Origin of the sequence: Occallatibacter sp. (assembly GCF_049582745.1) — a bacterium.
Taxonomy (GTDB): Bacteria; Acidobacteriota; Terriglobia; order Terriglobales; family Acidobacteriaceae; genus Telmatobacter.
In genome coordinates, this window is the sequence record NZ_JBAUUO010000134.1 from 56,202 (window position 1) to 78,969 (window position 22,768).

At 57.2% G+C, this 22,768-nt stretch carries 19 protein-coding genes; 17 read left to right on the forward strand and 2 right to left on the reverse strand.

The window, feature by feature from the left end:
- From WCA10_RS18995 to WCA10_RS19025, 7 genes are all read left to right on the forward strand, one after another.
- Positions 1–1,587: an OmpA family protein gene (locus tag WCA10_RS18995; protein ID WP_472824090.1), complete on the forward strand. Its 1,587-nt coding sequence runs from the start codon at positions 1–3 to the stop codon at positions 1,585–1,587.
- Positions 1,588–1,629: 42 nt separating this feature from the next.
- Positions 1,630–2,763, forward strand: a complete 1,134-nt coding sequence (locus tag WCA10_RS19000) for a hypothetical protein (RefSeq protein WP_472824091.1) — start codon at positions 1,630–1,632, stop codon at positions 2,761–2,763.
- A 71-nt stretch (positions 2,764–2,834) separates the two neighbouring features.
- Positions 2,835–3,278, forward strand: a complete 444-nt coding sequence (locus WCA10_RS19005) for a DUF3617 domain-containing protein (protein WP_472824092.1) — start codon at positions 2,835–2,837, stop codon at positions 3,276–3,278.
- 161 nt (positions 3,279–3,439) lie between these two features.
- Entirely contained in the window at positions 3,440–4,228 is a 789-nt protein-coding gene (locus WCA10_RS19010; protein ID WP_472824093.1) for a hypothetical protein, read from the forward strand.
- Between the two features lie 91 nt (positions 4,229–4,319).
- Entirely contained in the window at positions 4,320–4,805 is a 486-nt protein-coding gene (locus tag WCA10_RS19015; RefSeq protein ID WP_472824094.1) for a hypothetical protein, read from the forward strand.
- A gap of 254 nt (positions 4,806–5,059) precedes the next feature.
- Positions 5,060–6,118: a fascin domain-containing protein gene (locus tag WCA10_RS19020; RefSeq protein WP_472824095.1), complete on the forward strand. Its 1,059-nt coding sequence runs from the start codon at positions 5,060–5,062 to the stop codon at positions 6,116–6,118.
- Between the two features lie 71 nt (positions 6,119–6,189).
- Entirely contained in the window at positions 6,190–7,038 is an 849-nt protein-coding gene (locus tag WCA10_RS19025; RefSeq protein ID WP_472824096.1) for an IPT/TIG domain-containing protein, read from the forward strand.
- A 500-nt stretch (positions 7,039–7,538) separates the two neighbouring features.
- On the opposite strand, the gene WCA10_RS19030 is transcribed toward WCA10_RS19025, so the two are convergent.
- Entirely contained in the window at positions 7,539–7,712 is a 174-nt protein-coding gene (locus tag WCA10_RS19030) for a NifB/NifX family molybdenum-iron cluster-binding protein (protein ID WP_472824097.1), read from the reverse strand.
- A gap of 159 nt (positions 7,713–7,871) precedes the next feature.
- On the opposite strand from WCA10_RS19030, the gene WCA10_RS19035 reads away from it, so the two are divergent.
- From WCA10_RS19035 to WCA10_RS19080, 10 genes are all read left to right on the forward strand, one after another.
- A complete protein-coding gene (locus WCA10_RS19035; protein WP_472824098.1) occupies positions 7,872–8,291 on the forward strand; it encodes a helix-turn-helix transcriptional regulator in 420 nt (139 codons plus the stop codon).
- A gap of 710 nt (positions 8,292–9,001) precedes the next feature.
- Complete coding sequence (locus tag WCA10_RS19040) at positions 9,002–10,072, forward strand: sigma-54 interaction domain-containing protein (RefSeq protein WP_472824099.1); 1,071 nt, start codon at positions 9,002–9,004, stop codon at positions 10,070–10,072.
- Between the two features lie 322 nt (positions 10,073–10,394).
- Positions 10,395–11,609, forward strand: coding sequence for an OmpP1/FadL family transporter (locus WCA10_RS19045; protein ID WP_472824100.1), 1,215 nt, complete (start codon positions 10,395–10,397; stop codon positions 11,607–11,609).
- A gap of 305 nt (positions 11,610–11,914) precedes the next feature.
- On the forward strand, positions 11,915–12,280 hold the full coding sequence (locus tag WCA10_RS19050; RefSeq protein WP_472824101.1) for a Rieske (2Fe-2S) protein: 366 nt from the start codon (positions 11,915–11,917) through the stop codon (positions 12,278–12,280).
- 3 nt (positions 12,281–12,283) lie between these two features.
- A complete protein-coding gene (locus WCA10_RS19055; protein ID WP_472824102.1) occupies positions 12,284–15,046 on the forward strand; it encodes a hypothetical protein in 2,763 nt (920 codons plus the stop codon).
- A gap of 97 nt (positions 15,047–15,143) precedes the next feature.
- Positions 15,144–17,330, forward strand: a complete 2,187-nt coding sequence (locus WCA10_RS19060; protein ID WP_472824103.1) for a molybdopterin-containing oxidoreductase family protein — start codon at positions 15,144–15,146, stop codon at positions 17,328–17,330.
- 2 nt (positions 17,331–17,332) lie between these two features.
- Positions 17,333–17,872, forward strand: a complete 540-nt coding sequence (locus tag WCA10_RS19065) for a 4Fe-4S dicluster domain-containing protein (RefSeq protein WP_472824104.1) — start codon at positions 17,333–17,335, stop codon at positions 17,870–17,872.
- Positions 17,873–17,878: 6 nt separating this feature from the next.
- A complete protein-coding gene (nrfD, locus tag WCA10_RS19070; RefSeq protein ID WP_472824105.1) occupies positions 17,879–18,931 on the forward strand; it encodes an NrfD/PsrC family molybdoenzyme membrane anchor subunit in 1,053 nt (350 codons plus the stop codon).
- 11 nt (positions 18,932–18,942) lie between these two features.
- Complete coding sequence (locus WCA10_RS19075; RefSeq protein WP_472824106.1) at positions 18,943–19,473, forward strand: YeeE/YedE thiosulfate transporter family protein; 531 nt, start codon at positions 18,943–18,945, stop codon at positions 19,471–19,473.
- Between the two features lies 1 nt (position 19,474).
- Positions 19,475–20,740: a DUF6691 family protein gene (locus tag WCA10_RS19080; RefSeq protein ID WP_472824107.1), complete on the forward strand. Its 1,266-nt coding sequence runs from the start codon at positions 19,475–19,477 to the stop codon at positions 20,738–20,740.
- Between the two features lie 411 nt (positions 20,741–21,151).
- Here WCA10_RS19080 and WCA10_RS19085 read toward each other — a convergent pair whose 3' ends face one another.
- Positions 21,152–22,756, reverse strand: coding sequence for an FtsX-like permease family protein (locus WCA10_RS19085; RefSeq protein WP_472824108.1), 1,605 nt, complete (start codon positions 22,754–22,756; stop codon positions 21,152–21,154).
- Between the last annotated feature and the right edge of the window lie 12 nt (positions 22,757–22,768).

Sequence of the window (22,768 nt, forward strand, 5' to 3'; positions counted from 1 at the left end):
ATGAAGTTCTGCACAAAATGCGGAAGCCCCATCGAGCCGGGAGTTAAGTTCTGCACGAAATGCGGCGCGTCCATCGGTGTTGACGCACAACCGGGCACGCTGAGTGTGCCGGCGCAGTCCGTAGCCCCCGTCGTCGCACAGCAGCCAGCGTCAGCGGCTCCCTGGCAAAGCACTCCCGTTGTTCCGGCGCAACCGCTCGCGGCAACCACGAAGAGTGGCTGCATGCCCGCCGTGCTGGTCGCGCTGGGAGTGCTCGTGCTGATTGCGGTTCTCGGCATCGGCGGGCTGGTGTATGCCGGCTACAAAGTCAAGCAGAAGGCAAGCAGCATTGCCGCGAAACTGAACTCTCCCCCATCCGCACCTTCTCGAAACACCGACTCCGGCAAAGGGAAAGATGACGGCCAGAACTCGGGTGAGCAAATACTCAACGGTCTCGCAAACCTGCTCCAAAGCAAACAAGACACGGACAGGGGCGATGACGTGCCAACGGTTTCCAAAAGAGACGCCGTCGTGCCCTGTACCGCGGGTGAGATGCCCTCACAAGATGGCGCTCGCATTCCTCTTCGCAAGGGCACGGTCGTCACCACGGCGTGGGGGATCAAGAAGGGCGACGTAGAGCTGCGAAACGCTGTTATCAGCGTGGATAGCGCAGGTTTTACAGACACAACTTCCTCTGACGAATACATCAATGACAATGGAGATCGTGCCATTGCCGCAGCGGATACCAATACCGTCTGCAGCGAAGATTTGCGCAAGGCCACTGCCTTTACCACCACGACTTGGCATCGCCTTCCACAAATCCTGCACGGCCTGAGCCGTCTACGACTTTCCGACAAAACATTTGAGGAAATTCATACAACCGGGCATGCGCACCTGGCGTATGAGGGATTCAGGCCCATCGATGAGGAACGGCTCGCGCCGGAGTTTGACGATGGCGATCTTGTGTGGATGGAAAAACAGGACGTCGCCTATCCGCTCATCGTGAACGACCAACGAGTCACCGTGCCAGCCATTCATCTCACCGGCACCTTCGATATTCATGGGAAGGATCCAAGACCGATACGCGAGCGCCCCGTTCACGTTCCGACGGAACTCTATGTGCTCGACGATCCTCTCGATCCGCTTGTGCTCCTGTTGAAAATGACGGCTCCCCTATATCACGACGGGAAGTACAGGATTGAGGTAACTAAGATCACTTTTGAAGTCCCTCATCCCGTGAACCTCGTTGAGAAACAGCTTGCCGAGGAGAAGCGCGCCATAACCTACGGCATCTACTTCGACTTCGACAAGGACACCATCAAGCCGGAATCCGACGCCGTGCTGAAACAGATCGTTCAGGCATTGACGGATCACCCGGACTGGAAGCTGACAGTCAATGGCCATACCGACAACATAGGTGGAGACGCATACAACCTGGACCTTTCAAAACGCCGCGCTGCTGCGGTCAAGCAGAGTCTCGTTAGTCGTTTTCACACCGCTCCCGATCGTCTTTCTACAAATGGATACGGCGAATCGGGACCTATCGATACCAATGACACGCTCGAAGGACGCGCGCGTAACCGGCGTGTCGAACTTACGCGCGAATAGAACGGATCTTTCGAAAGCGATTCTTCCCAAAGGAGAATGGAAATGACAGCAAAATGGTTCCCCACCTTGGCTGCAGCGGCCGTTCTGATGCCGCTCGCACATGCCGACGTCACTTATCGGGAGACAACTAAAATTACTGGCGGCTCCCTGACGAAGATGCTCAAACTAGCCGGCACATTCAGTTCCCAGGTCCGTCAGTCAAACGCTCCCACTGTCACCAATGTCGTTCTCCATGGCAATCGCATGGTTCGGTCGAACCCGCACACCACCGAGATCATCGATCTCGATCAGCAAACCTTCACGATCATCGATCACGACAAACGCAGTTACTCCGTCATGACTTTTCAGCAGATGAAGCAGGCGATGGCAAACGCCATGGCTAAGGCTAAGGAGCAAGGTGCATCCTCCAGCAACCAGCAGCCAGCAGCCAGCGGCGCGCAAATGAACTTCGACGCGCATGTCAATTCCAACGGGGCTATCCGCACCATCGACGGCCTCCAGGCGAAGGAAGCTCTCGTCACCGTTACCATGCTTGCGAATGCGAATGATGGCAGCAATGTTAAAGCAGGGATGGCTGCGACGAGTGAGATGTGGCTCGTTCCTGAGCCTCCCGGCATGGAAGAGCTTCGTGCGTTCGATCTGCGCATGGAGCAGGAACTCTCTGTTGACGCCACCGCTAACCAGATGTCCGGATTGCTCTCCGCAGAGCCAGGTGGCGCAGAAGCGCTGGCTGACCTAAAGAAGGAAGCTTCGAAGATGCGGGGTTTCCCCGTTCTGCAAGTCACGCGCGTTGGTATATCAACGGACGGACAGCCTCTTGCCGCTCCCTCCGTAGCGCCTCTTCCTGCCGACAAAGGCAGTGGTTCGTCAGATGGAAGCGTGACTCGCGAAGTAGCCGCCGATGCAGGAACGCAGACAGCCGGCAGCGAGATCGGAAAGCTCGGATCATTCGGTCGCGCACTCGGAAGCTCGAGCCTCGGCGCATTCATGCGCCACAAACCACAACCCAAAGCAGAAGTTGCGGCATCTCCCGGCAGCTCTGCCGCTGCAAACGTCTTGCTGGAAAGCCAGACCAGCATCGATCACTTCTCCACGTCGCCGGCCGAATTGGGCGCCTTTGACGTACCTGCGGGGTACAGACAGGTCACCTCGCCGATGCTCAAAAATACGCAGTAACCACGCATCGTTCTCTCAAGTTGCACTGCCATGCACTTTCAACCTGAATCGAAAAGGAGGTTCACCTCGCAATGCGAATCTTGATCGGCATCCTCTTGCTCTGTGCCGCTGCGTGTGCATTCGGCCAGAATCTGCCCATCAGAGAAGGTCTTTGGGAGAACACTGTTCTTGATGACGACGGCTCTGTCGCCATGCGATCTCTCAACTGCATCACGCAGAAGAGCATCGCCGACATGATTGTCAAGGCCAACAATCATCCCGGCTGCACTGTCTCCGGTCAGAACGTAACCAGCCACAGCATTACAGTCGACATCTCCTGCAGTCGGCCCAGGGCTCAGACGAGCGCACACAGTTTGATGGAGCTTCTCGATTCCGAGCACTGCCGTGCCACGACCACCATGAGGATGACGATCAATGGAAAATCATCGGAATTTACCAGCAAATCGATCTGCCACTTCGTCAAGTCCGACTGCGGCAGGATCAAGCCAGGCAGCCCTGAGACCACGTCGCAATAAAACTGGTCTAGGAGGGCAAGCTCAGAATATTCGATCGCGCGCTCGGAAGCTCCAACCCCGGCGCATTCATCCGGGCAAGTTGCGTCCCCACATCTTGCCCTCGAACCCAGGCAGCAGCTTCGGCTTGCCTGCCTTGCCCATCAAGAGAGAGAGGGGTCTTTATGAGGAATTTACGCATCGCTTTGGGTCTCGTAGTTTGTGTGCTCGGTTTTGGCTCAGCATTCCCCACCCCAGCGCAGCAGGCACAACAAAAGCCTGGGAGCCTGATGATTGCTCAAGAAGACACTGTCAAAGTTGGCGCACGCGAACAGTATGAGGGAGGGCGCAAACAGTTGGCCGCATGGCACGCCAGTATCAAGGATTCTCACGCGCTAGTCGTCTTTGAAGTACGCACTGGCGAGAAAAAGGGGGACTTTGTTCTCGTGCACCGCGGATTGCATTGGGCCGATTTGGATAAGGAACCGGTCCCCGAAACACAGCACCAGGCCGAGATCGACAAAGCAATAGGAGATTCACGGATCAAGTCGGTTACGAAGATGTACGAGGAGGTTCCTGAACTGGGCCACGAGACTGGCGCAACGTCGGACCGCCCGGCAAAATACTACGAAATCGATACATTTCACGTCCCGCTCGGCAAGAACCGACTCTTTGTTGCCGCTGTGGCCAGGTTTCGCGAAGCGCTCGAAAAGACGAAGACGCCGATGGATGCCAGCTGGTATTCGCTGGAGGAAGGCGGCGAGTCCGGAACTTGGATTCTGGTTATCTCCCACGCCACGTGGGCAAGCTTCGATGACCCGGCCGTGAAATCGCCGCCGGAGATTGTGCGGGACGCATTCGGTCCCAACGAAGGACAAGCCGTGATAGAGCAAATTGAAAACTCTATGGGAGGCTTTTTTACATCGGAAGTGGTCGAGTTTCGGCCGGACCTGAGTTATTTCCCAACGAATTGAAAAGAGAAAATTGTCAATGTTATTCATGCAGAAAACTGAACATGTCGCATCTGCTTCGGACTGCGTACACACCAAAAAGGAGAATGAGACTATGAAGCGACTTAGAAAGATCAACTCGGCAGGGCTGGGGATTTTCCTCGGGGCAGCGATGGCCGTCCAAGTTGCTGCGCAGCAATGCAAACCACTCGTAGGCAGTTTCGAAGCTGAAGTTCAACCAGCCAATACATGTCCTGGCGTGCTCTGTACGGCGGGTCATGTTTGGGGAGGCATTCAAGGCAAATATCGCTTCACCATGGACAAGATCATTCCAAACGGCGAATCCGAAGTGCCAACGATCTCTTTCTTCACCGGGCACAGCATCATCACTCTAAAGAGCGGCGATGAACTCTTTGGCACGGACACCGGAACGATCGATCTGCCACCCGGACACGGAGGTTTCGCTTCGTTGATCACCTTTACCGGCGGCACTGGCGCCATGGCAAACGCAACCGGACAAATCCGGCTGCGTGGAGAGTTCGACCCGGTGGCAGGTACTACGAGCGGTGATTACATCGGTACGGTCTGCAAACCCCAGTGAGCGAGGGGCAAGCCTGTTTGGAACTTTGATCAGTGATCGACAGGCGAAAGCCTGATCGGAAATCAAGCGAGGATTATTTGGAGTTTGATCCTTTGACGTTCTTAGTTGGATTGGTCGAAGGCCCTTTGGCGCTTCGCAACCCATCGACACTAATGACACGCTCGAAGGAAGAGCCCGCAATCGACGCTTGGAGCTAACGCGCGAGCGACGTGAATAACTCAACGCAAAGCAAACACATCGAGAAGGAGGTTCCCATGGGGAACACAAGGAATCTATCGAAGACACCGGTGACATCCGCCAAAACGGCAACCCAGGTGGCACCCAAACAGAACGTAATGCAAGGAAATCCAACATCGAAGCGAGTGCTGGATGAACAATCGCTAATTGACAACGCTTCGGACTTTGTAAAACCGGCGCCTCCGCCCAGCAATTCTGAGGGTGAGTTCAAACATACCGGCCCTGTCTGGTGGATCGGCCTGAATAACGATCAGACGCACGCTCTTGAAACGGTCCTGGCCACAACCGGCAATGCACTCTCCACGCTTGCCGGAACGATGTGGCCGGTGGTGGCAGCCGCCCTCAACGGATCGATTGGCTACATCGAACTTGTGAACAAACTGGGCGGGAACAACGGCGTGGATATTAATGGCGTTGCCGGGTTCGAAGGATTGATCGTGACCCCTCGCGTGGGGAAGTTTTACGACGAATTGATCCAGGCGGCACGCTTGGTTATATCTGGCCGAACGATCGTGGATTTCGTCATCATCGCATCCGGATCTGTGCCCGCCCTGGGCGCAACATTGGGCATTCCCGTTGTCGCTTCCGTTCTAACAGCATTGGAATCGGGAACACCGCTGGGCTGGGCTCTCGCCGGCGCGCTTGGACTCGCAGTGGACCTGTTAGGATCGGCGCCCGATCCCAATGAACACGGGCACATCTGGGCGAACCGGGATACGGCAGGGCCATGGGAGAGCTTTATCATGGCGCAGGTTGGCGATGGCAGCAAGGTTTCATTGCTCTCGTGGCAGGGTCTTTTCTCGGCGCAGATGGGCGGTGGAAACGACGTCTACGCCAATCGGCCTCAAGTTGGCGATTGGGAAACCTGGACGATCATCGATAACAACGATGGGACCGTCAGCTTCAAATCGTTCAATGGAAATTATCTGAGCGCGGAGCAAGGCGGTGGGGTTGCGTTGTATGCAAACCGCACCGCGATCGGAGACTGGGAGAAGTTCTATCTCATAAATCTTCCCGACGGCAAGGTGGCGCTTAAAACACACGACAAAAGCAAATTCGTGAGCGTACAGCAGTGACGCGAGCATTGCCGGGCTAACTCGACTTGATTGAACCCCAGTTTCAGAGAACTCCCAAGGAAGAATTCAGCGTGCGTAAACTCATTCTGACGGCTGCGCTTCTGCTCACTCCGCGCATCTTCGCATTCGCGGCCGCAATACCCGTCCTCACCATCGACAGGGCTACGATCAACTACGGCAACAATCAGGTGAGGTTCAACGGCTCGGGTTTTGAACCTTCCAAGAAGTCACCTACAGTCCTGTTCGCCGGTAGTCCGCTCACGGTCGTTTCGTTTACAGATAACCAGATTGTTGCTGCCCTTCCCGTGAATACCGTAGCAGGCGATTTCGCCGTCCTGATCGTGAACAGCTTCGGCGAATTCCGGTCATTTGAACTGACATACGGATCGACCGGCCCGGAGGGTCCCGTCGGGTCCCCGGGTCCGCAAGGACAGGCCGGTGCAGTCGGGCCGGCTGGGCCGACGGGACCGGCGGGGCCGCAAGGGCTGCAAGGACCACAGGGACCCGCCGGTGTCGGGTTGACGATCATGGCGGATTACCTTTCGACTGTGGGGAATGGGGTGACTGTTACTGGTCCGTTCGTAAACAGCAACGTACCACAAGCTATGGAGTTCGACCTCGCCGTAGCGGCGGGAACACCATCGATTTGCAGTGCGGTCGGAGTGCTTGCCTACACCCGAACCGACGACACGGGAAACACCACCTCGGTGAACGAAGTGGTGGATTTGCTGGTGAATCAGCCTCTTGCAGAAACTGGGAAAACTACTCCCGCTCTCGCCGAGTATTTTGGCCCCGAAGATAAATGGCAGAACGCATCGTTTACTCCTACCAGATTCATTCCCTGCAGCTCGTCATTGACGGGAGGTTCCACTACGCCCGTATCAGGTGGCTGGGACGTTTCCGCGAACAGGCCCAGCTGACGATCAAAGTTACTTGCCTTCCTGGAACCGGCACGCAGATTCAAGTGCCGGTTTCTCACCTGAGCGAAAGCCGTTGTTCGGGTTCGTCGACATGTCGGCCAGCATCCAACGTTCCGTACGTTCAACCCTCCACCGTTGCGAACAGGGTAAAGCTCTCATCGAGAATGGATTTCACCTTGAATTCGAGATAGGGATCGGGAAACTGGGATGTGGCCCGGAAAGCTCTCGGTTGATGCCAACATGCGCTCACCGGCAGTGGTGACCGAAAAAAACGACTCGATACTCGATCGAGCATCAAAGGACGACTCGAAGGTCGAGTTAGAAACGACTGGAGCGATCAGTGGTGCTCACACCCATGTGCGGGAGTTTCGAGAGTTCCTTCCAGGTAACGCAACGCCAGAATCCAGGCTCGTCTGACGGCACGCCGGCGATAACTTCAATCGAAAGTTCGTTGCATAATGAGCGTGCACGGGTGCCGATGCCGCCCGCTATGACGTGAGTCACATCGAGCTCCTTGAGCCACGGGGGCAGAAGGCCAGGTGTTCTGGAGCCTCTATCTCGGTCGTGGAGACGATCTTTCGTCTCTCGGGATCGATATCGACAAAAGCAAATCTCTGGCAGTGTCCGAAGTGCTGGCCCAGGCAGTCCCCAGTGATTGGAATTGCAATTCCCATTGGCGACCTCTCTTTGGTTGGTGTAATCTACATCTATAGCACAATCGCATTTACTGGAGCAGTCGAATTTGTCTGCAATGTAGGTAACATCTATTCGTGCTTGTGATAGATTGAATCCTTTGATTTGGCGTTTTGGCGCAGGAGTAGGAATCACAGAACATGAAACAAAAAGTATGTTCGCGTCATGGTGTCGATTACGCGTGTTCCTGTGGTATGGGCAACCTTTACCGCTTTGTCGAACCGGTTGTTCTGCTCCTTTTGCGGAAGAAGGGGCGCTCGTGCGGCTATGATCTCTGCGCCGACTTGCAGGATTATGCGCTTACCGATGCCGAAATCGATAAGGCGGCGCTCTATCGGACGCTCCGTCAGCTGGAAAAGAACGGCAACGTCAAATCCACCTGGGAAACCGGGGAGGGTGGTCCGGCGCGTCGCGTCTACAGGCTCACGAGTAACGGTGAGAAACATCTTCAGGAATGGGCCACTGTGCTTGAACACGTGTCAGAGTCGATGACGCGCTTCGTAGCTACAGCACGAAGGGGCGCACGACGGGTTTCCCGGCAGAATGCCAGGAGCGCTTGAGGTGTGAGTGGAGCTGAGTTTCTCGCGGTCGTTGCTCGATTTGACAGACAGGCAAATGTTCTAGAGACTACTCGGCAATGGGATTTCCAGGCGGACGCGAGAGCGTCGCAGTCGCTTCGGGTCCTTCCCCTACCGCAGTGCCACTCGCGCGCAACGCCAGATGAGGCGATGAGCATGTTGCGAGTTATCGTTCAAAACACAGGTGTTTCGGTTCACAAATCTGATTGCGATTCGCGCATCTGTCCGCTCGAAGAAGACGAGACATTGGAAGTCTCGCCCGAGGAAAGAAGATGATCGTGCGCGATAAAAGTTTAGTCACTATGCCTCTTCTGAAACAGGAAGACTCGAACACCTCACACGGTGCCACGGCCGAACCGCCCATCCCATGCGAGCCGTTGCTCAACCCGCTTACTGAGGCTGCATTACACGGAATCACTCGTGCACTTGCTTCCGTGGGTCGAGCCTTTATCTGTCTCGATCCATCGTTTCGAATCGTTCATGTCTCCAATCTCCTGAATGACATTCTGGGCGACGGCGTAGCAGGAAAGCTGCGAGGAAGACCTGTAGAGGAACTGTTAGGCCAGGATCTCTTTGGCCAGGGAGGACAACTGAGGCAGGCTTTGCTCGGTGGGCAGATGCGTGAAGGTTGGCGGGCCACACTAAAGTTCGGTGATTCGAACCCACGTTTGGTGTCAATAACGACAGCCCCGATGATCACCGACCACTCTGAAATATGCGACCCCCTGGTTCGCTACCTGATACTGCTCCGGCCGGCAGAGGACGAAGAGAGCTGTCCAGCCGCTCCTGCTTTCTGTGCAGGCGCGGTCGGCTGCTCCGCGGCCATGCAGCGGATTTTTCGTCTTGTGGAAGCCCTGCAGTACAGTGAAGCCTCTGTATTGATCAGCGGCGAAAGCGGAACAGGAAAAGAAGTCGTGGCACGAGCGATTCACCAGAACTCTCCACGCAGCGGCGGCCCATTTGTCGCGGTCAACTGCGGCGCTCTACCCGCAGACCTGCTCGAATCCGAATTGTTCGGGCACGTGAGGGGAGCGTTCACCGGAGCTGTGCGCGATCGCATAGGGCGTTTTGAACTCGCATCGCAGGGAACCCTATTCCTGGATGAGATCGGCGATGTTCCGCCTCAGTTGCAGGTCAAGCTTTTGCGTGTTTTGCAAGAGCGCCAATATGAGCGAGTGGGTGAAAGCGCGACCCGCACTACGCATGCTCGCATAATCGCTGCTACCAATGTCGATCTTCGAGGAGCATTGCGCCAGGGACGAATTCGCGAAGACCTCTACTACCGTTTGTGCGTTGTACCGATCGAAGTCCCTCCGCTACGCGCGCGACGCGAAGACATTACGCCCCTTGTCCATCACCTGCTGAGCCGTGTCAGCACTCAACGCGGTCTCGTGCGCCGTATTTCTCCGCAAGCCTTGCGCATGCTCCTGGATTACTCCTGGCCGGGGAACGTCCGGGAGCTATCCAACGTGCTCGAGTACGCTGTCGTTGTGGCGCGGGGAGAAACAATTCTGCCGGACGATCTACCGCAGGAAGTCCTGCATACTCCCACGGAACACTTGCCGCTCGCCGCAGCGACACCCGACACGGCGGCCGGCCTTACATTACCCGCATCCGTTCATTTGGAGCATCAGAGTCCAGAATCGATGCATATCATTTCAGTTCTCGAAAAGCATCATTGGAAGAAGGCCGATGCGGCGAAGGAACTTGGTTTGAGCCGTTCTACTCTATGGCGCAAAATGCGTGAGCTCAAGCTCGAGTAGCACGTCTCGGATACGACGAAGCGTTGCAGCCTGCAACGAATATGTGCAACGAAACATCTTATCCGCTCCGCGGCTTTCTCTTAATGTATTCATTCTAAAATGCGAACGATTTGGCCTCGAACGTGCACAGTGTCCATCGGGATGCCGATGTTGTTCTACGACGTGATACTCGGCGCGCTCCCACAAGGAAGGCCGAAAGATGAGAACGTGTGGTCGTTGGGGCGGTTCGATTTCAATCCTGCTGTTTGCATTTCTTCTAACGTTATTTTATCCAATTACGGTTTCTGCCACAGACGGGCATTTCCTGCACGGAGCAGGCCCCGTGAACGAAGCGATGGGGGGAGCCGGCACCGGCATCTGCCTGGACGCGACGGGATCGATAGCATGGAACCCAGCCTGTACCGCCCGGTTTTACGGCCGCAGGTTTGAATTCCATGGAACACTTTTTGTTCCGTGGCGTTCTCTCTCCAGCACGGTGGACGCGAATGCCTTCGGACCGGGGATGCCCGGCGCCACTTTGAGCGGGACAACCGTCAGCAAACGGGACATGTCCGTCATGCCCGGTTTCGCTTTCATCTATCACCCGGCAGGAAGTGCCAATGCGTACCACATCGGCATGCTTGCGGTTAGCGGATTTGGCGTGGACTATGCAGAGAACACCGATTTCTCAAACCCGATCCTGACGCCGCAGGCACCCAACGGATTCGGGTTCGGACGCATCCGGTCGAATTACATGCTCGTGACCGTACCGATCGGAATGGCACGTCAGGTAACCGAGCGCCTTTCGGTCGGCTTCTCAGCCGTTCCGTCCCTTTCGATGTTGCAGGTGATTCCGGCGCCGTTTTCAGCGCCCGTCTCCGCGGGCAGTTCCATGCCCTACTACCTGTCAGCCGGTAACAATGCACCCGCCCCAGGAGCCGGCTTCAATGCCGGGGTCCAATACGCATTCGAGAAAGCAAGTGTCGGGATCTCTTACCGCTCTCCGATCTGGTTCAGAAATTTCAGCTGGAATCGCAAGGACCTGGGCGGCAACTCGCATGGCCTGAACTTCCAGATGAATCTGCCCCAGGTCGTCTCGATTGGTACGGGAATCTCTCCCACAAAGAGTACCCGCATCGGCGTTGACCTCCGCTGGATCAACTACGCAAACACGGCAGGATTCGATGAAGTCGGCTACAACGACGATGACGCGGTCTCCGGCTTTGGGTGGAACAATATCTGGGCCATTGGCGGCGGCATTCAGCAAAAGGTCTCCAAGTCGCTGAAGCTAATGGCAGGTTACAACTTCTCCGGGAATCCGATTCCAGACAAGTACACCTTTTTCAACACTCCAGCGCCCGCGATTGTGCAGCATCACCTCTCCGGCGGCGCCACCTGGTCCATGGGTAAGGTCGACCTGACCGCAACGTACTATCACGCGCTCCAGAATTCGATCAGCGGACCCTGGATCTCAGGGCAAGGTGCGATACCTGGCACGAGCGTTACCAGCAAAATGTCTGAAAACTCTGTAACGATCGGCTTCGGTAAGAGCTTTTAATGAACAGGGCGAATATCAGGATCTTCCGAAATTCGCCCGCTTGGCTCGGTGCCTATTTGCGACTTGGCGAATCCAGTGCTTAATCACTCGGGAGCGGCGTCGCGACGGACCGCAGAACTCGCAATCTCGTTGCCCGGACCGTCGTGATGAATATGCGGAGAGCTCAAATCCTGAACCGGACAGACAAGGCGGATGTTTCCATCCCAGCTGGCGTTGCGCATGTCAACCAAACCAGGATGCCGAGTTCTGTAGTGCCAATACACTCTTACCGCCGGCCTTCCCGGCGTCTCTTTCTGAAAACGGCCATGGCGTCCCTTGGCGCCGTGGCGATCTCGCTCATGAACAAGGTCGCGAAGCAGGCCGAGATCATTCCCGAAAACTCAGAGACCTTGCTCACCGTACCGTGGAACCCGGGACACGGGGTTCACTTTTATGACCGACTGATCGTGATCAACAACTCCGCAGGAATTGCCGTCTTCTCCTCACTCTGCCCTCATCTTGGTTGCCGAATCAACAAGATCGAAGGAGCAGAGTTTGTGTGTCCCTGCCACGGTTCGCGTTTTAACCTGTTGGGCGAGCTTGTGCACGGACCAGCCATGCGTGGGCTGCGCCGACTCCCCTTTGCACTGGACCGGTCAAATGCCGTCCTGCGCGCGACTCTGGAGAACTAGGCAATGAACCGCGCGAATGGGCAGCCTCGAAGACGCATTCCACCAATGGGGATGCTGTCACTTGGAGCCTTTGGCCTCTGCGCAGCGAGCGGCATCATGCTTGTGCCTGTGTATGCCTCCGCTTCTCCGCTCGACTCACTCGCTCTCCTGTCGTTGAAGAATCCCGCGGGCATCTTTGTACGTAGCCTGCATTATTGGTCGGCGCAGGCATTCCTCGTGTTGACGTTCGCACACATTGTCGACCATCTGCTGCGCCGTAGCGAAAAGGTGATTCGGTTTGGAGCGTGGCTGCGCCTTTCGCTAACAATTCCAGTGATCATCGCCGCCATGCTCTCCGGGTTTCTCCTGCGAGGGGACGCGGCTGCTATTCAGGCCCTCCCAGTATTACGTAGCTTGCTCGGCTTCATTCCGCTCATCGGCACAGGGCTTCGCCGGCTGCTGACGGGTACTGGGGCAGATCTCTCCACTATCTATCTCCATCACGCCTGCACGGCGACCTTGATCATGTGGCTCATCACTGCCGAGCATTCACGGCGGATCTTGCCCACCGTTCGATCGCTCGGGTGGATAACTCCGGCAGTCCTGTTTTTTTCCCTATTCCTTGTGCCGGGCCTCCAATGGCGCACCTCCTCCGTCGAAAAAGGGCCCTGGTATTTGGTTGGCCTGCAAGAACTCCTGCATTGGCTTAGTCGGCCGCAGATTGTTGTCTGGCTGGGAAGTGCCTTTCTTGGCTTGTTGATTCTATTGCCGAGGCTTCCCTCGCACATGCACACCGCGGCGCGATGGACGTTGGCAGTCTCAACCCTGCTCTACGTCGGCCTGACCATTGTTGGACTCGGATTCCGCGGAGGTGGATGGCAATGGATGAGTCCCCGCACTGTGCTGGCTGGCGAGGCCGATTTTCTCTCCTATCGCGCCTACACCGCGCCTGGCGACAAACTCATTGCGCGCGAAGTTCCGATCGTGGAGGGCCGGCGTGAAGGCTGCCTTTCGTGCCACAAGGGGATGATGGGCTTTGTTGCAGCGCATGATCCCGCGACGATCGGTTGTGCCTGCTGCCACCTCGGCAACCCATGGACTCTCGATAAGACGCTCGCGCACTCCGGCATGACGCTCACGCCGGGCAATCTTTCCCTTGTGAATCAGACATGCGGCGCCTCGAACTGCCACACCGATCAGGCCGATCGGGTGCGCTTGTCTCTGATGAATACGATGAGTGGCGTCGTGGCGGTGGATAAGTATGCATTCGGGGAGAACAACGATCTCAACGCGCACTACAGTGTGGCTGCACTGGGGCATTCGCCAGCCGATACACACCTCCGAAACCTCTGCGCCTCCTGCCATCTCGGGCAGGACAAGCTTCACCCCGGTCCCCTCAATCAAACCGACCGCGGAGGCGGCTGCTCTGCCTGCCACCTCAGCTACGATGCCGCTGCCGCCGAGGAGTTGGCGAAACGGCCGACCTCCTCTGAACCTCTGCATCATCCCGATATCTCGATTCACATTCCGAACGATGCGTGCTTTGGCTGCCACAGCCGTTCCGGCCGTATTTCAACAAGCTACGAAGGCTGGCACGAGACACTGCCCGATGAGAAGGCTGCGACAACATCGCCCGGATGGCCTGCCAAGTACCGTACTCTGGCGGAGGGACGCATATTTGAGAAACACGGTGCCGACATCCACGCTGAAAAGGGTATGACCTGTGTGGATTGCCACCTTGGATCCGAAGTTATGGGCGACGGATTCTCACGAACACATGAGAGCGACGCCATCCGGATTTCCTGCGTTGACTGCCACTCGAACGGCAGGACACCGGCAAAAGAGTTCGCGCAGCTCGATCCCGAGACGCAGCAGATCATCGCCATGCGTAAGCTAAATGATGCTGGACGCATGTTTGTCACAGCAGGGTCGACAACGCTTGCCTATCCAAATGCGTTTCTCGATGCCGCCGCACGCCCAATTCTCTCGTTGACGAATTCCACGAAGCTCCTGCGGCCCAAACCGCTGGCTCGGGCATGCGCCGGGAAGATCCACGAGCGGCTGACCTGCACTGCCTGCCACACGGCCTGGGCACCGCAATGCATCTCCTGTCACACATCATTTGCCCGCGGAACGCAAGGATGGGACCACCTTGCCGGGAAGTCTGTTGATGGCAGCTGGAACGAGGAACCGAATGGATATCTCAGCGACGCGCCGCCACTGGGCATTCAAGGCGCAGCAAGTTTCAGCGGGCAGCCGCAAGAGCGAATCACAACGTTCATTCCGGGGATGATTCTCAATCTGAAGATCCCCAAAAACGCGGCAAGAGTGCAGACTACGTTTCATCGCCTCTTCGCTCCCGCATCCGCACATACGATTGCGAGTCGCGCGCGCGATTGCCGATCGTGCCACACAAATCCTGCAGCCCTCGGCTACGGGCGAGGACAACTCAAGTACGTTGTCTCCGGCCATACTGCGGAATGGCAATTCAAGCCGGCCTATACTCTCAGTCCTGAGGATGGGTTGCCCGCAGACGCCTGGACAGAGTTCCTCGAGGAGCCGCGCCCGAATAGGACAACGCGTAAAGATGCTCGCCCCTTCACGCTGGAGGAGCAGCGCAGGATTCTGCTGGTTGGCGCATGCCTTACGTGCCACAACGAGAAAGATCGCCGCATTGCCGCGGTATTCGCAGACTTCAAGAATTATGGCTCCGCTCTCAGCTCGAAATGCGTGTTGCCTGACTGGCAATCAGCGCCACTCAAGTCGGGAGGATCATTCGCGCGATGAGACCCGCATCCATTCAACCGAACGGTGAAAGTGATGAGGGTCACTGTATGCATGTTACATCTAAATGCATCGTGTCAATAGGAGGTTAAAGCAGATCATGAATCTCTCCCGCCGTCGCTTTCTGAAGATCAGTGCCGGAACCATTGCCGCGGCCGGTGCGCTCGATGGCTCTATTCGCGTCATTGCCGGATCAGACAAGCCTGCCGAAAAAGGGATTCGATCTGTGCCAACCTTCTGTAATCTCTGCTTCTGGGAGTGCGGCGCAATCGCTACGGTACGCGACGGAAAACTCTGGAAGATCGAAGGCAACCCTCTCGATCCCCTGTCGCGCGGACGCCTCTGCCCGCGGGGTACGGGAGGTATTGGGGCACATTCCGATTCCGATCGCCTGCGATCCCCACTTCTTCGCGTCAGCGAACGTGGTGAGGACAAGTGGAAAGCGGTGACCTGGGATGAGGCGCTGAACTTCATCGCTGACAGGATGCAGAAAATCAAGGCCGAGTATGGACCGGAATCGATGGGCGCATTCATCCACGGACTCGGCGGATCTTTTTTCAAACACACACTGCGCGCTTTCGGCACCAACAACATCGTTGCACCGTCTGGGGCGCAGTGCCGTGGACCGCGCGATACGGGCTTTACACTTACGTACGGCGATGATCCCAGTTCGCCGGAACGCACCGACATTGAGAACGCACAATGCATCGTGCTTATCGGCTCGCATATTGGCGAGAACATGCACAACACCCAGGTGCAGGAATTTGCGAATGCGGTCGGGCGTGGCGCAAGCATCATCGTTGTCGACCCGCGCTTTTCGGTCGCCGCCGGCAAGGCAAAATTCTACTTGCCGATCAAGCCCGGCACCGACCTCGCTCTGCTTCTTGCGTGGATGAACGTCATCGTCGCTGAAAGACTCTACGACAAAGAATATGTCGACAAGTATGCCTTTGGTTTCGAAGAGTTCGTCGACGAGATCCAGCCGTACACGCCCGAGTGGGCCTATCCGGAAACAAGCATCGATCCCGATACGATTCGCGCCACCGCGCGCGAGATGGCGCGATACCGGCCCGCAACGCTCATTCATCCAGGACGCCACTCGAGCTGGTATGGCGATGATGCGCAGCGCGCTCGCGCCATGGCTCTCTTGAACGCGTTGATGGGAAGTTGGGGGCGCAAGGGCGGACTCTGGGTTCCGGTCAAGATGCAGGTTCCACCCTATCCGCATCCGGCGTATCCCGAGTCCAAGCGCGAGCCGGCAGATAATCCGGGCAATCGGTATCCATTTTCCACGGAGAGTGTCAGCACCGGGCTTCGTGAGGCCACGATCACGGGCAAGCCATACCCCATCAAGGGATGGTTTGTTTATGCCACCAATCTGATGTACTCGCTGCCAAACGCGGAAGAGACAATCCGGGCAATTCAGAATCTCGACCTGATGGTGGTCTGCGATGTTGTTCCCAGTGAGATCGCCGGATGGGCTGACGTGGTGCTGCCGGAATCTGTTTATCTGGAGCGTCATGATGATCTGCACGTGGAGGCGTTCAAGCAGATGTTTGTCGGCCTTCGCCTACCGGTCGTTGACCCGCCGGCCGATCAGAGGCCGAACTGGTGGATCGCCAAAACGCTGGCCGAAAAGCTCGGCCTGAACGCCTACTATCCGTGGAAGGACATCGAAGAGTATTTAGCCACGCGCGTGAAGCTCGCCGGCCTGGACTGGGAACAGTTAAAGCGCGACGGAGTGATTCTCGGTCCGAAGTCGCCCATCTACTTTGAAGAAGGTGCGCCGGCCGTTTTCGACACGCCGTCGAAGAAGATTGAATTCTACTCGGCACAATTGAAGCAGGCGGGCTTCGATCCGGTGCCGCGCTACACCCGGCCTGAGGAGCCGCCGCAGGGCTCGTATCGTCTGCTGTTTGGCCGGGCACCGATGCATACCTTCAGCCGCACGCAAACGAATGCATTGCTGATGGATCTGATGAATGAGAATGCGGTGTGGCTGAACGCAGCGGAAGCGTCCAGACTGGGCATCAAGAGCGGCGACTATGTGCGCCTTCGCAATCAGGATGGAAAGCTGAGCGAGAAGGTTCGCATCAAGGCGACGGAGCGCATCCGGCCAGACTGCGTGTACATGGTGCATGGTTTCGGTCACACCTCCCGCGGCATGCACCGTGCATTAGGTCGCGGCGCAAGCGATTCGCAACTAACTACGCGTTATAAGACCGATCCATTGATGGGCGGAACCGGAATGAATGTGAATTTTGTGACTCTTGAGACGGAGGTCTGACGATGTCGCGCTACGGGATGGTCATCGATACACGCAGATGTGTCGGCTGCCACGATTGTGTGGTGGCCTGCAAGACCGAGAACGGGGTCCCCGAGGGCTACAGTCGCGATTGGATCACGGAAGAGGCGCACGGCATCTTCCCAACCGTTCAGCTCGAGATTCGCTCCGAACGGTGCAACCACTGCGCCAATCCTCCGTGCGTCTCGTGTTGTCCAACCGGGGCAAGTCACGTGCATGAACGCGGCGGAGTAGTTTTGGTGACACATGACAAATGCATCGGCTGCAAAGCCTGCATGGCAGCCTGCCCCTATGACGCACGTTTTATTCATCCGGACGGGTATGCGGACAAGTGCACGTTCTGCATTCATCGGGTGGAGCGGGGTCTCGATCCTGCGTGCGTCTCTGTCTGCCCAACGCACTGTATGCATTTCGGCGATCTGGACGATCCTCAATCTGAAGTCAGCCGGCTCCTCAACTCCCGACCGCATCACGCCCTGATGCCCGAAGCGGGAACCAAACCATGCATCTTCTATTTGACGTGAGCGAACATGAACGCATTCACTGAACTAACCATCTCTCGACACAATCCGCTGGTTGATCCGTCACTTCACGTCTGGGAATGGCAGATCCCCATCTATCTTTTTCTGGGGGGTATCGTTGCCGGGCTCATGATCATCGCCGGAGTGCGTCTGATTGCAGTCCGGCCAAAGCAGCGGGAGGCTCTCGTCTGTTGCACCATCGGACCTCTGGTCGGGCTGGCCTTTCTGAGCCTGGGCATGTTCGTACTCTTCCTCGATCTTTCGCACAAGTTCTACGTCTGGCGGCTCTACACCACGTTTCAGGTCACTTCGCCCATGTCGTGGGGCTCGTGGATTCTGCTTCTCGTCTATCCAGCTTTGACAGCCAACGCGCTCACACACCTGCCGGAGGCAATTCCGGCGTTGGCCAGGCGGTTCCCAGTCCTAGTCACTTGGAGCGATTTCATTCTTTTGCGCACTCGCCTGGTTATCACCATTGGCATTGGGAACGTTCTAGTCGGAACCGCCCTGGGCATCTATACCGGTATCCTGCTGGGCACTCTCGGCGCGCGTCCGCTTTGGAACAGCGCTTTACTTGGGCCACTCTTCCTGTTCTCCGGCCTGTCCACTGCTGCCGCTCTACTGCATGGCATCCTTGTGCTCACCGCTTCCGATGGCGAGTTGCCGGATTTCGCAGATTTCCTTCTCTCATCCCTGTCACGCCTCGCACAGGCACGGCCTCTCGACCAGAAGGTGGCTCCAGTCCTGGCCGGAGCTGATAACAGCTTTCTTTCAATCGAATTTGGGTTGCTCGGATTGCTCCTGATCGGCCATCTTACATCCACTGCAGTCCACCAGAATGGAGCTTCTCTCCTTCTCAGCGGACCCTACGCTGCGGTCTTCTGGATATTTGTGGTTTCCCTTGGGATCGTTCTGCCGCTCGTGCTTCAGACTCTCGAATTACGAAGCCGCATTCGTCACACATTGGCGCCGGCCGCCCTTGTGATCTTCGGTGGAATTGCACTCCGTTTCATCCTTGTATACGCCGGCCAGCAAAGCCATTGGTTTCAAGCAATGAATTGACAGGTGAATCTATGAACCAGGAAACATCCTCTCCACAGCCTTACTGGAACTCGTACTGGGCCGGATTCGGCCTCGGCCTCATACTGCTCGCGTCCTTCGTCATCATGGGACGGGGACTGGGCGCATCTGGAGCCTTTACGACAGCAGTGGCAACCGCGGTGCACGCAGTAGCTCCGGCACATGCGGAAAACAACGCCTTCTATGCCGAGTACCTCGGCGATGGCTCTCGCAGCCCTCTCAAAGACTGGCTCGTCTTTGAGGTTCTCGGAGTGTTCGTCGGCGGTTTCCTTTCCGGCGTGCTCGCCAACCGGCTGAAGTTCACGGTGGAGAAAGGGCCGCACATCAACACCATGAGCCGTCTGATCCTTGCGTTCATCGGCGGGGGACTCATGGGCATCGGCGCAAAGATTGCCCTGGGCTGTACAAGTGGTCAGGCGCTGACTGGCGGAGCGCTTCTCAACGTTGGCAGCTGGGCTTTCATGTGGTGTGTCTTTGGCGGCGCTTATGCAGTGGCCTATTTCTTTAGAAAGCAGTGGATCTAATATGAACGCTCCCTTCTACAAATTCGGACTCTTCGGGGACGAGGCCAGCTTCATTATTGCCTTTCTTGTCGGCATCGGCTTCGGCTTCTTTCTGGAACGCGCCGGTTTCGGCAGTTCGCGCAAACTCGCCGCACAGTTTTATTTTCGCGACCTCAGCGTTCTGAAGGTCATGTTCACCGCCATCATCACTGCCATGACCGGTCTGTATTTGCTCTCGCGGGCGGGGTTCGTGGATCTGTCGCTGGTCTATCTTGTTCCGACATTCCTGGTGCCGCAAATCGTCGGCGGGCTTCTGCTGGGTGTCGGATTCGTGATCGGCGGTTATTGCCCCGGGACTTCGTGCGTATCTGCTGCCACCGGTCGCATCGACGGAATGGTCTACGTCCTCGGCATGATTGCAGGACTTCTCGGTTTCGCAGAGGTCTATCCCTTCATCACTAATTTCACCCACTCGACCTCGCTGGGGCAGATCACTCTCCCGAAGCTCTTCGACCTTCCTTATGGACTTCTGGTTTTCGCGGTTGTGTTGATGGCCCTCGGCGCGTTCGCTGCCGCAGAGTGGGCAGAGAAGAAATTCGCCGGCAAGGAACCAGATGCCGATGGGTCTCTGATCGGCGCTTCTCGGAAGTTCACACCCGTGCGTGGGCTGGCTCTCGGTCTCGCAGCGGTTGGCCTGTTTGCCGCCTTTGCCGGTGATCCATATCGCGGCAGCCGAACAACCATCGACACCAAAGACCTTGCCGTTCGCGTCGACAGAGGCGCTGATCTGATCGAGCCTGTGCAACTGGCAGACTGGATCATCCAGGACCGGAATGACTTCCGCCTCATCGATCTTCGCGCAGAGAAAGACTATTCCGTTTACCATATTCCGACTGCGCAAGATGCGCCCCTTGCATCTCTGAATCAGAACTTCGCCGCACACAACGAGAAGCTTGTTCTCTACTCGAATGACAGTCTGGAAGCAGCGAAAGCGTGGTTTTTGCTCGAATCTCAGGGATACAAATCGGTGTATGTCTTGAGCGGCGGCTTGCAGGGTTGGAAGGATTTTGTGCTCTTTCCCATCAGGCCACAAGGAGGCAACGATACTGCTTTTGAGAGACAGGCTCAGGTCGCGAGGTTCTTCGGCGGAGCGCCACAGGTGGAAGGTACAAGCGCTCCTGCTACAACCGCGCCGGCGATGCCGAAGGTAGCGGCGCCGGTGCTCCCGCCCGCAACTGAAACACACACTTCGACAACGCAACCCAGAAAGAAGAAAGAGGGTTGCTAAGAACCCGTTCACAGCTTGTTTTCTGATTCAAGCGCAATCGTGCTGTGAAACATAAGGGCAATGAAGATTCGTCATCTCTCTATTTCTCCCGGACACAACAAATCGTGTCTTGGCGATGATTGCCGCTTCCCCTTTCGGGATTCAAGCTAACTTCATTCTGCGCCAGTCATGCGAAATTACCTGCAAAGTGGTCGGGATTTTTATTTGATTTAGTTTGTTCAGCTTGCCCTGGATTTCGGCCGGATGGGGGTTGACAACCAGAAAGCCTCAAGGCCCGATCCGGGTTTGGGGTGTGAGTAACCGACCTGAGTTTAGCTCGATGAGTGCTTGGGCGATGTTGCCGCTAATGTTCCTGAAGCATGGAGAATCCGATCGCCATCAGCAAGTTCGCTATAAGTGGGACACTGTCCCTCACTCCGCGCGCAGAATTTCGGTCGGATCTGTTCGCAGCGCGCGAAGCACGGCGGGCAGCGTGGCAACGAGCGCGGTGAGCAGAATGGCAAATGCCGGCAGGGCGATCATATCCGCGTCGGTTGCTTTGACTTGGTAGAAAAGCGACGCGACATAGCGCGCCGCGCCGAATCCGAGTGCGACGCCCGCGCAGCCTCCGAGCGCGATCATGAAGAATACATCGAGAGTCACAACGCGCACGATGCCGGCGCGAGTCGAGCCAATCGCCATGCGGATACCGATCTCGCGGCGGCGCTGAAGCACGGAGTAGTTGAGGACCGCGTAGAGTCCGATGCCGGCGAGAAGCAGCGCGACGGCGGCAAAGAAGGCGGCGAGCATGGCAATCAGGCGCTCGCGAACGGTCTGGTCGCGGACCAGGTCGAGCTGCGTGGTGACGTTCGAAACGCGAAGGCCGTTGTGGCGTTCGGCAATGAGAGCGCGGAGAGAACCGGCGAGGGCGAGCGGGTTCTTGGCGTCGGTGTGAATGACGAAGGTGGCGAAGCTTACGGCCGTGGGAGCGGATTTGTCGTCGATTCCGGACAAGGGGACGTAGAACATTGCGCCGTTGGGCTCGCGCAGGTCGTGGTCGGGGACGTCGGCGGTGACGCCGACGATCTTGTTGGAGGGTTGATTGGCGCCGCGTTGAAACGTGCGGCCGATGGGGTCCTGACCGGGGAAGAAGGTCTTGACGAAGGTTTCGTTGACGATGGCGGCTCCCGGCGAGGTGTCTTCCGGGCGGAATTCGCGGCCGGAAACGAGGGGAATCTTCATCGTCGAGAAAAAGCCCGGGGAAACGCTCCGGAAGAAGGCGGGAGTGGAACCGGGAGGCGCGCCGTTGATGGAGATTTCACTGTTGATTCGAATGTGGCCAAGAACGGGCCAACTGGAGATGGCTACCGAGTCGACGCCCGGAGCGGCACGGAGCGCCTCGGCGGTTTGATTCCAGACGACGGGGAGCTGGCCTTTGCCGGCGACGGTTTCGATCAGGAGCAGACGGTCGGTGGAGAAACCGAGGGGGCGGTTCTCGAGGCGCTGGAAGGAAGTGACAAAGAGCGAAGACAGAAAGAGGACCAGGAAACAGAAAGCGACCTGAAGACCGATGGCTCCACGCATGAGACGGCGTGGCGAGTGCGGATCTTCACCACCTTTGAGGGCGGCGACCGGCCTGACGGCCGAGGCACGGAGAGCCGGAAGCAAGCCAAGTAATAGGGCGACGAGGATCATGAGCCCGAAGGCGAAGAGAAACACACGCCAGTCGGCGGGAAGGGCGAGGCGCGCAGGGTTGTCGGGCGGGTTGACGAGACTGAGCACAAAGGGCGCCGCCCACGCCGCAAAGAGTACACCAAGGACGGACGCCAGGATGGCGAGCAGCGCGCTCTGGCACAGGATGAGCTGGACGAGGCGACGACGGCCGGCGCCGATCGAGATGCGCAGAGCCATCTCATGGGCGCGGGCGGCGGCCTGGGCGGTCATCATGTTGGCGACGTTGACGCAGGCGATGAGCAGGACGAGAGCGACCAGGAGACCTAGGATGCCGAGGAATCGGCGATAGGCCATTGCGCTCATCGAGCTTGCTTG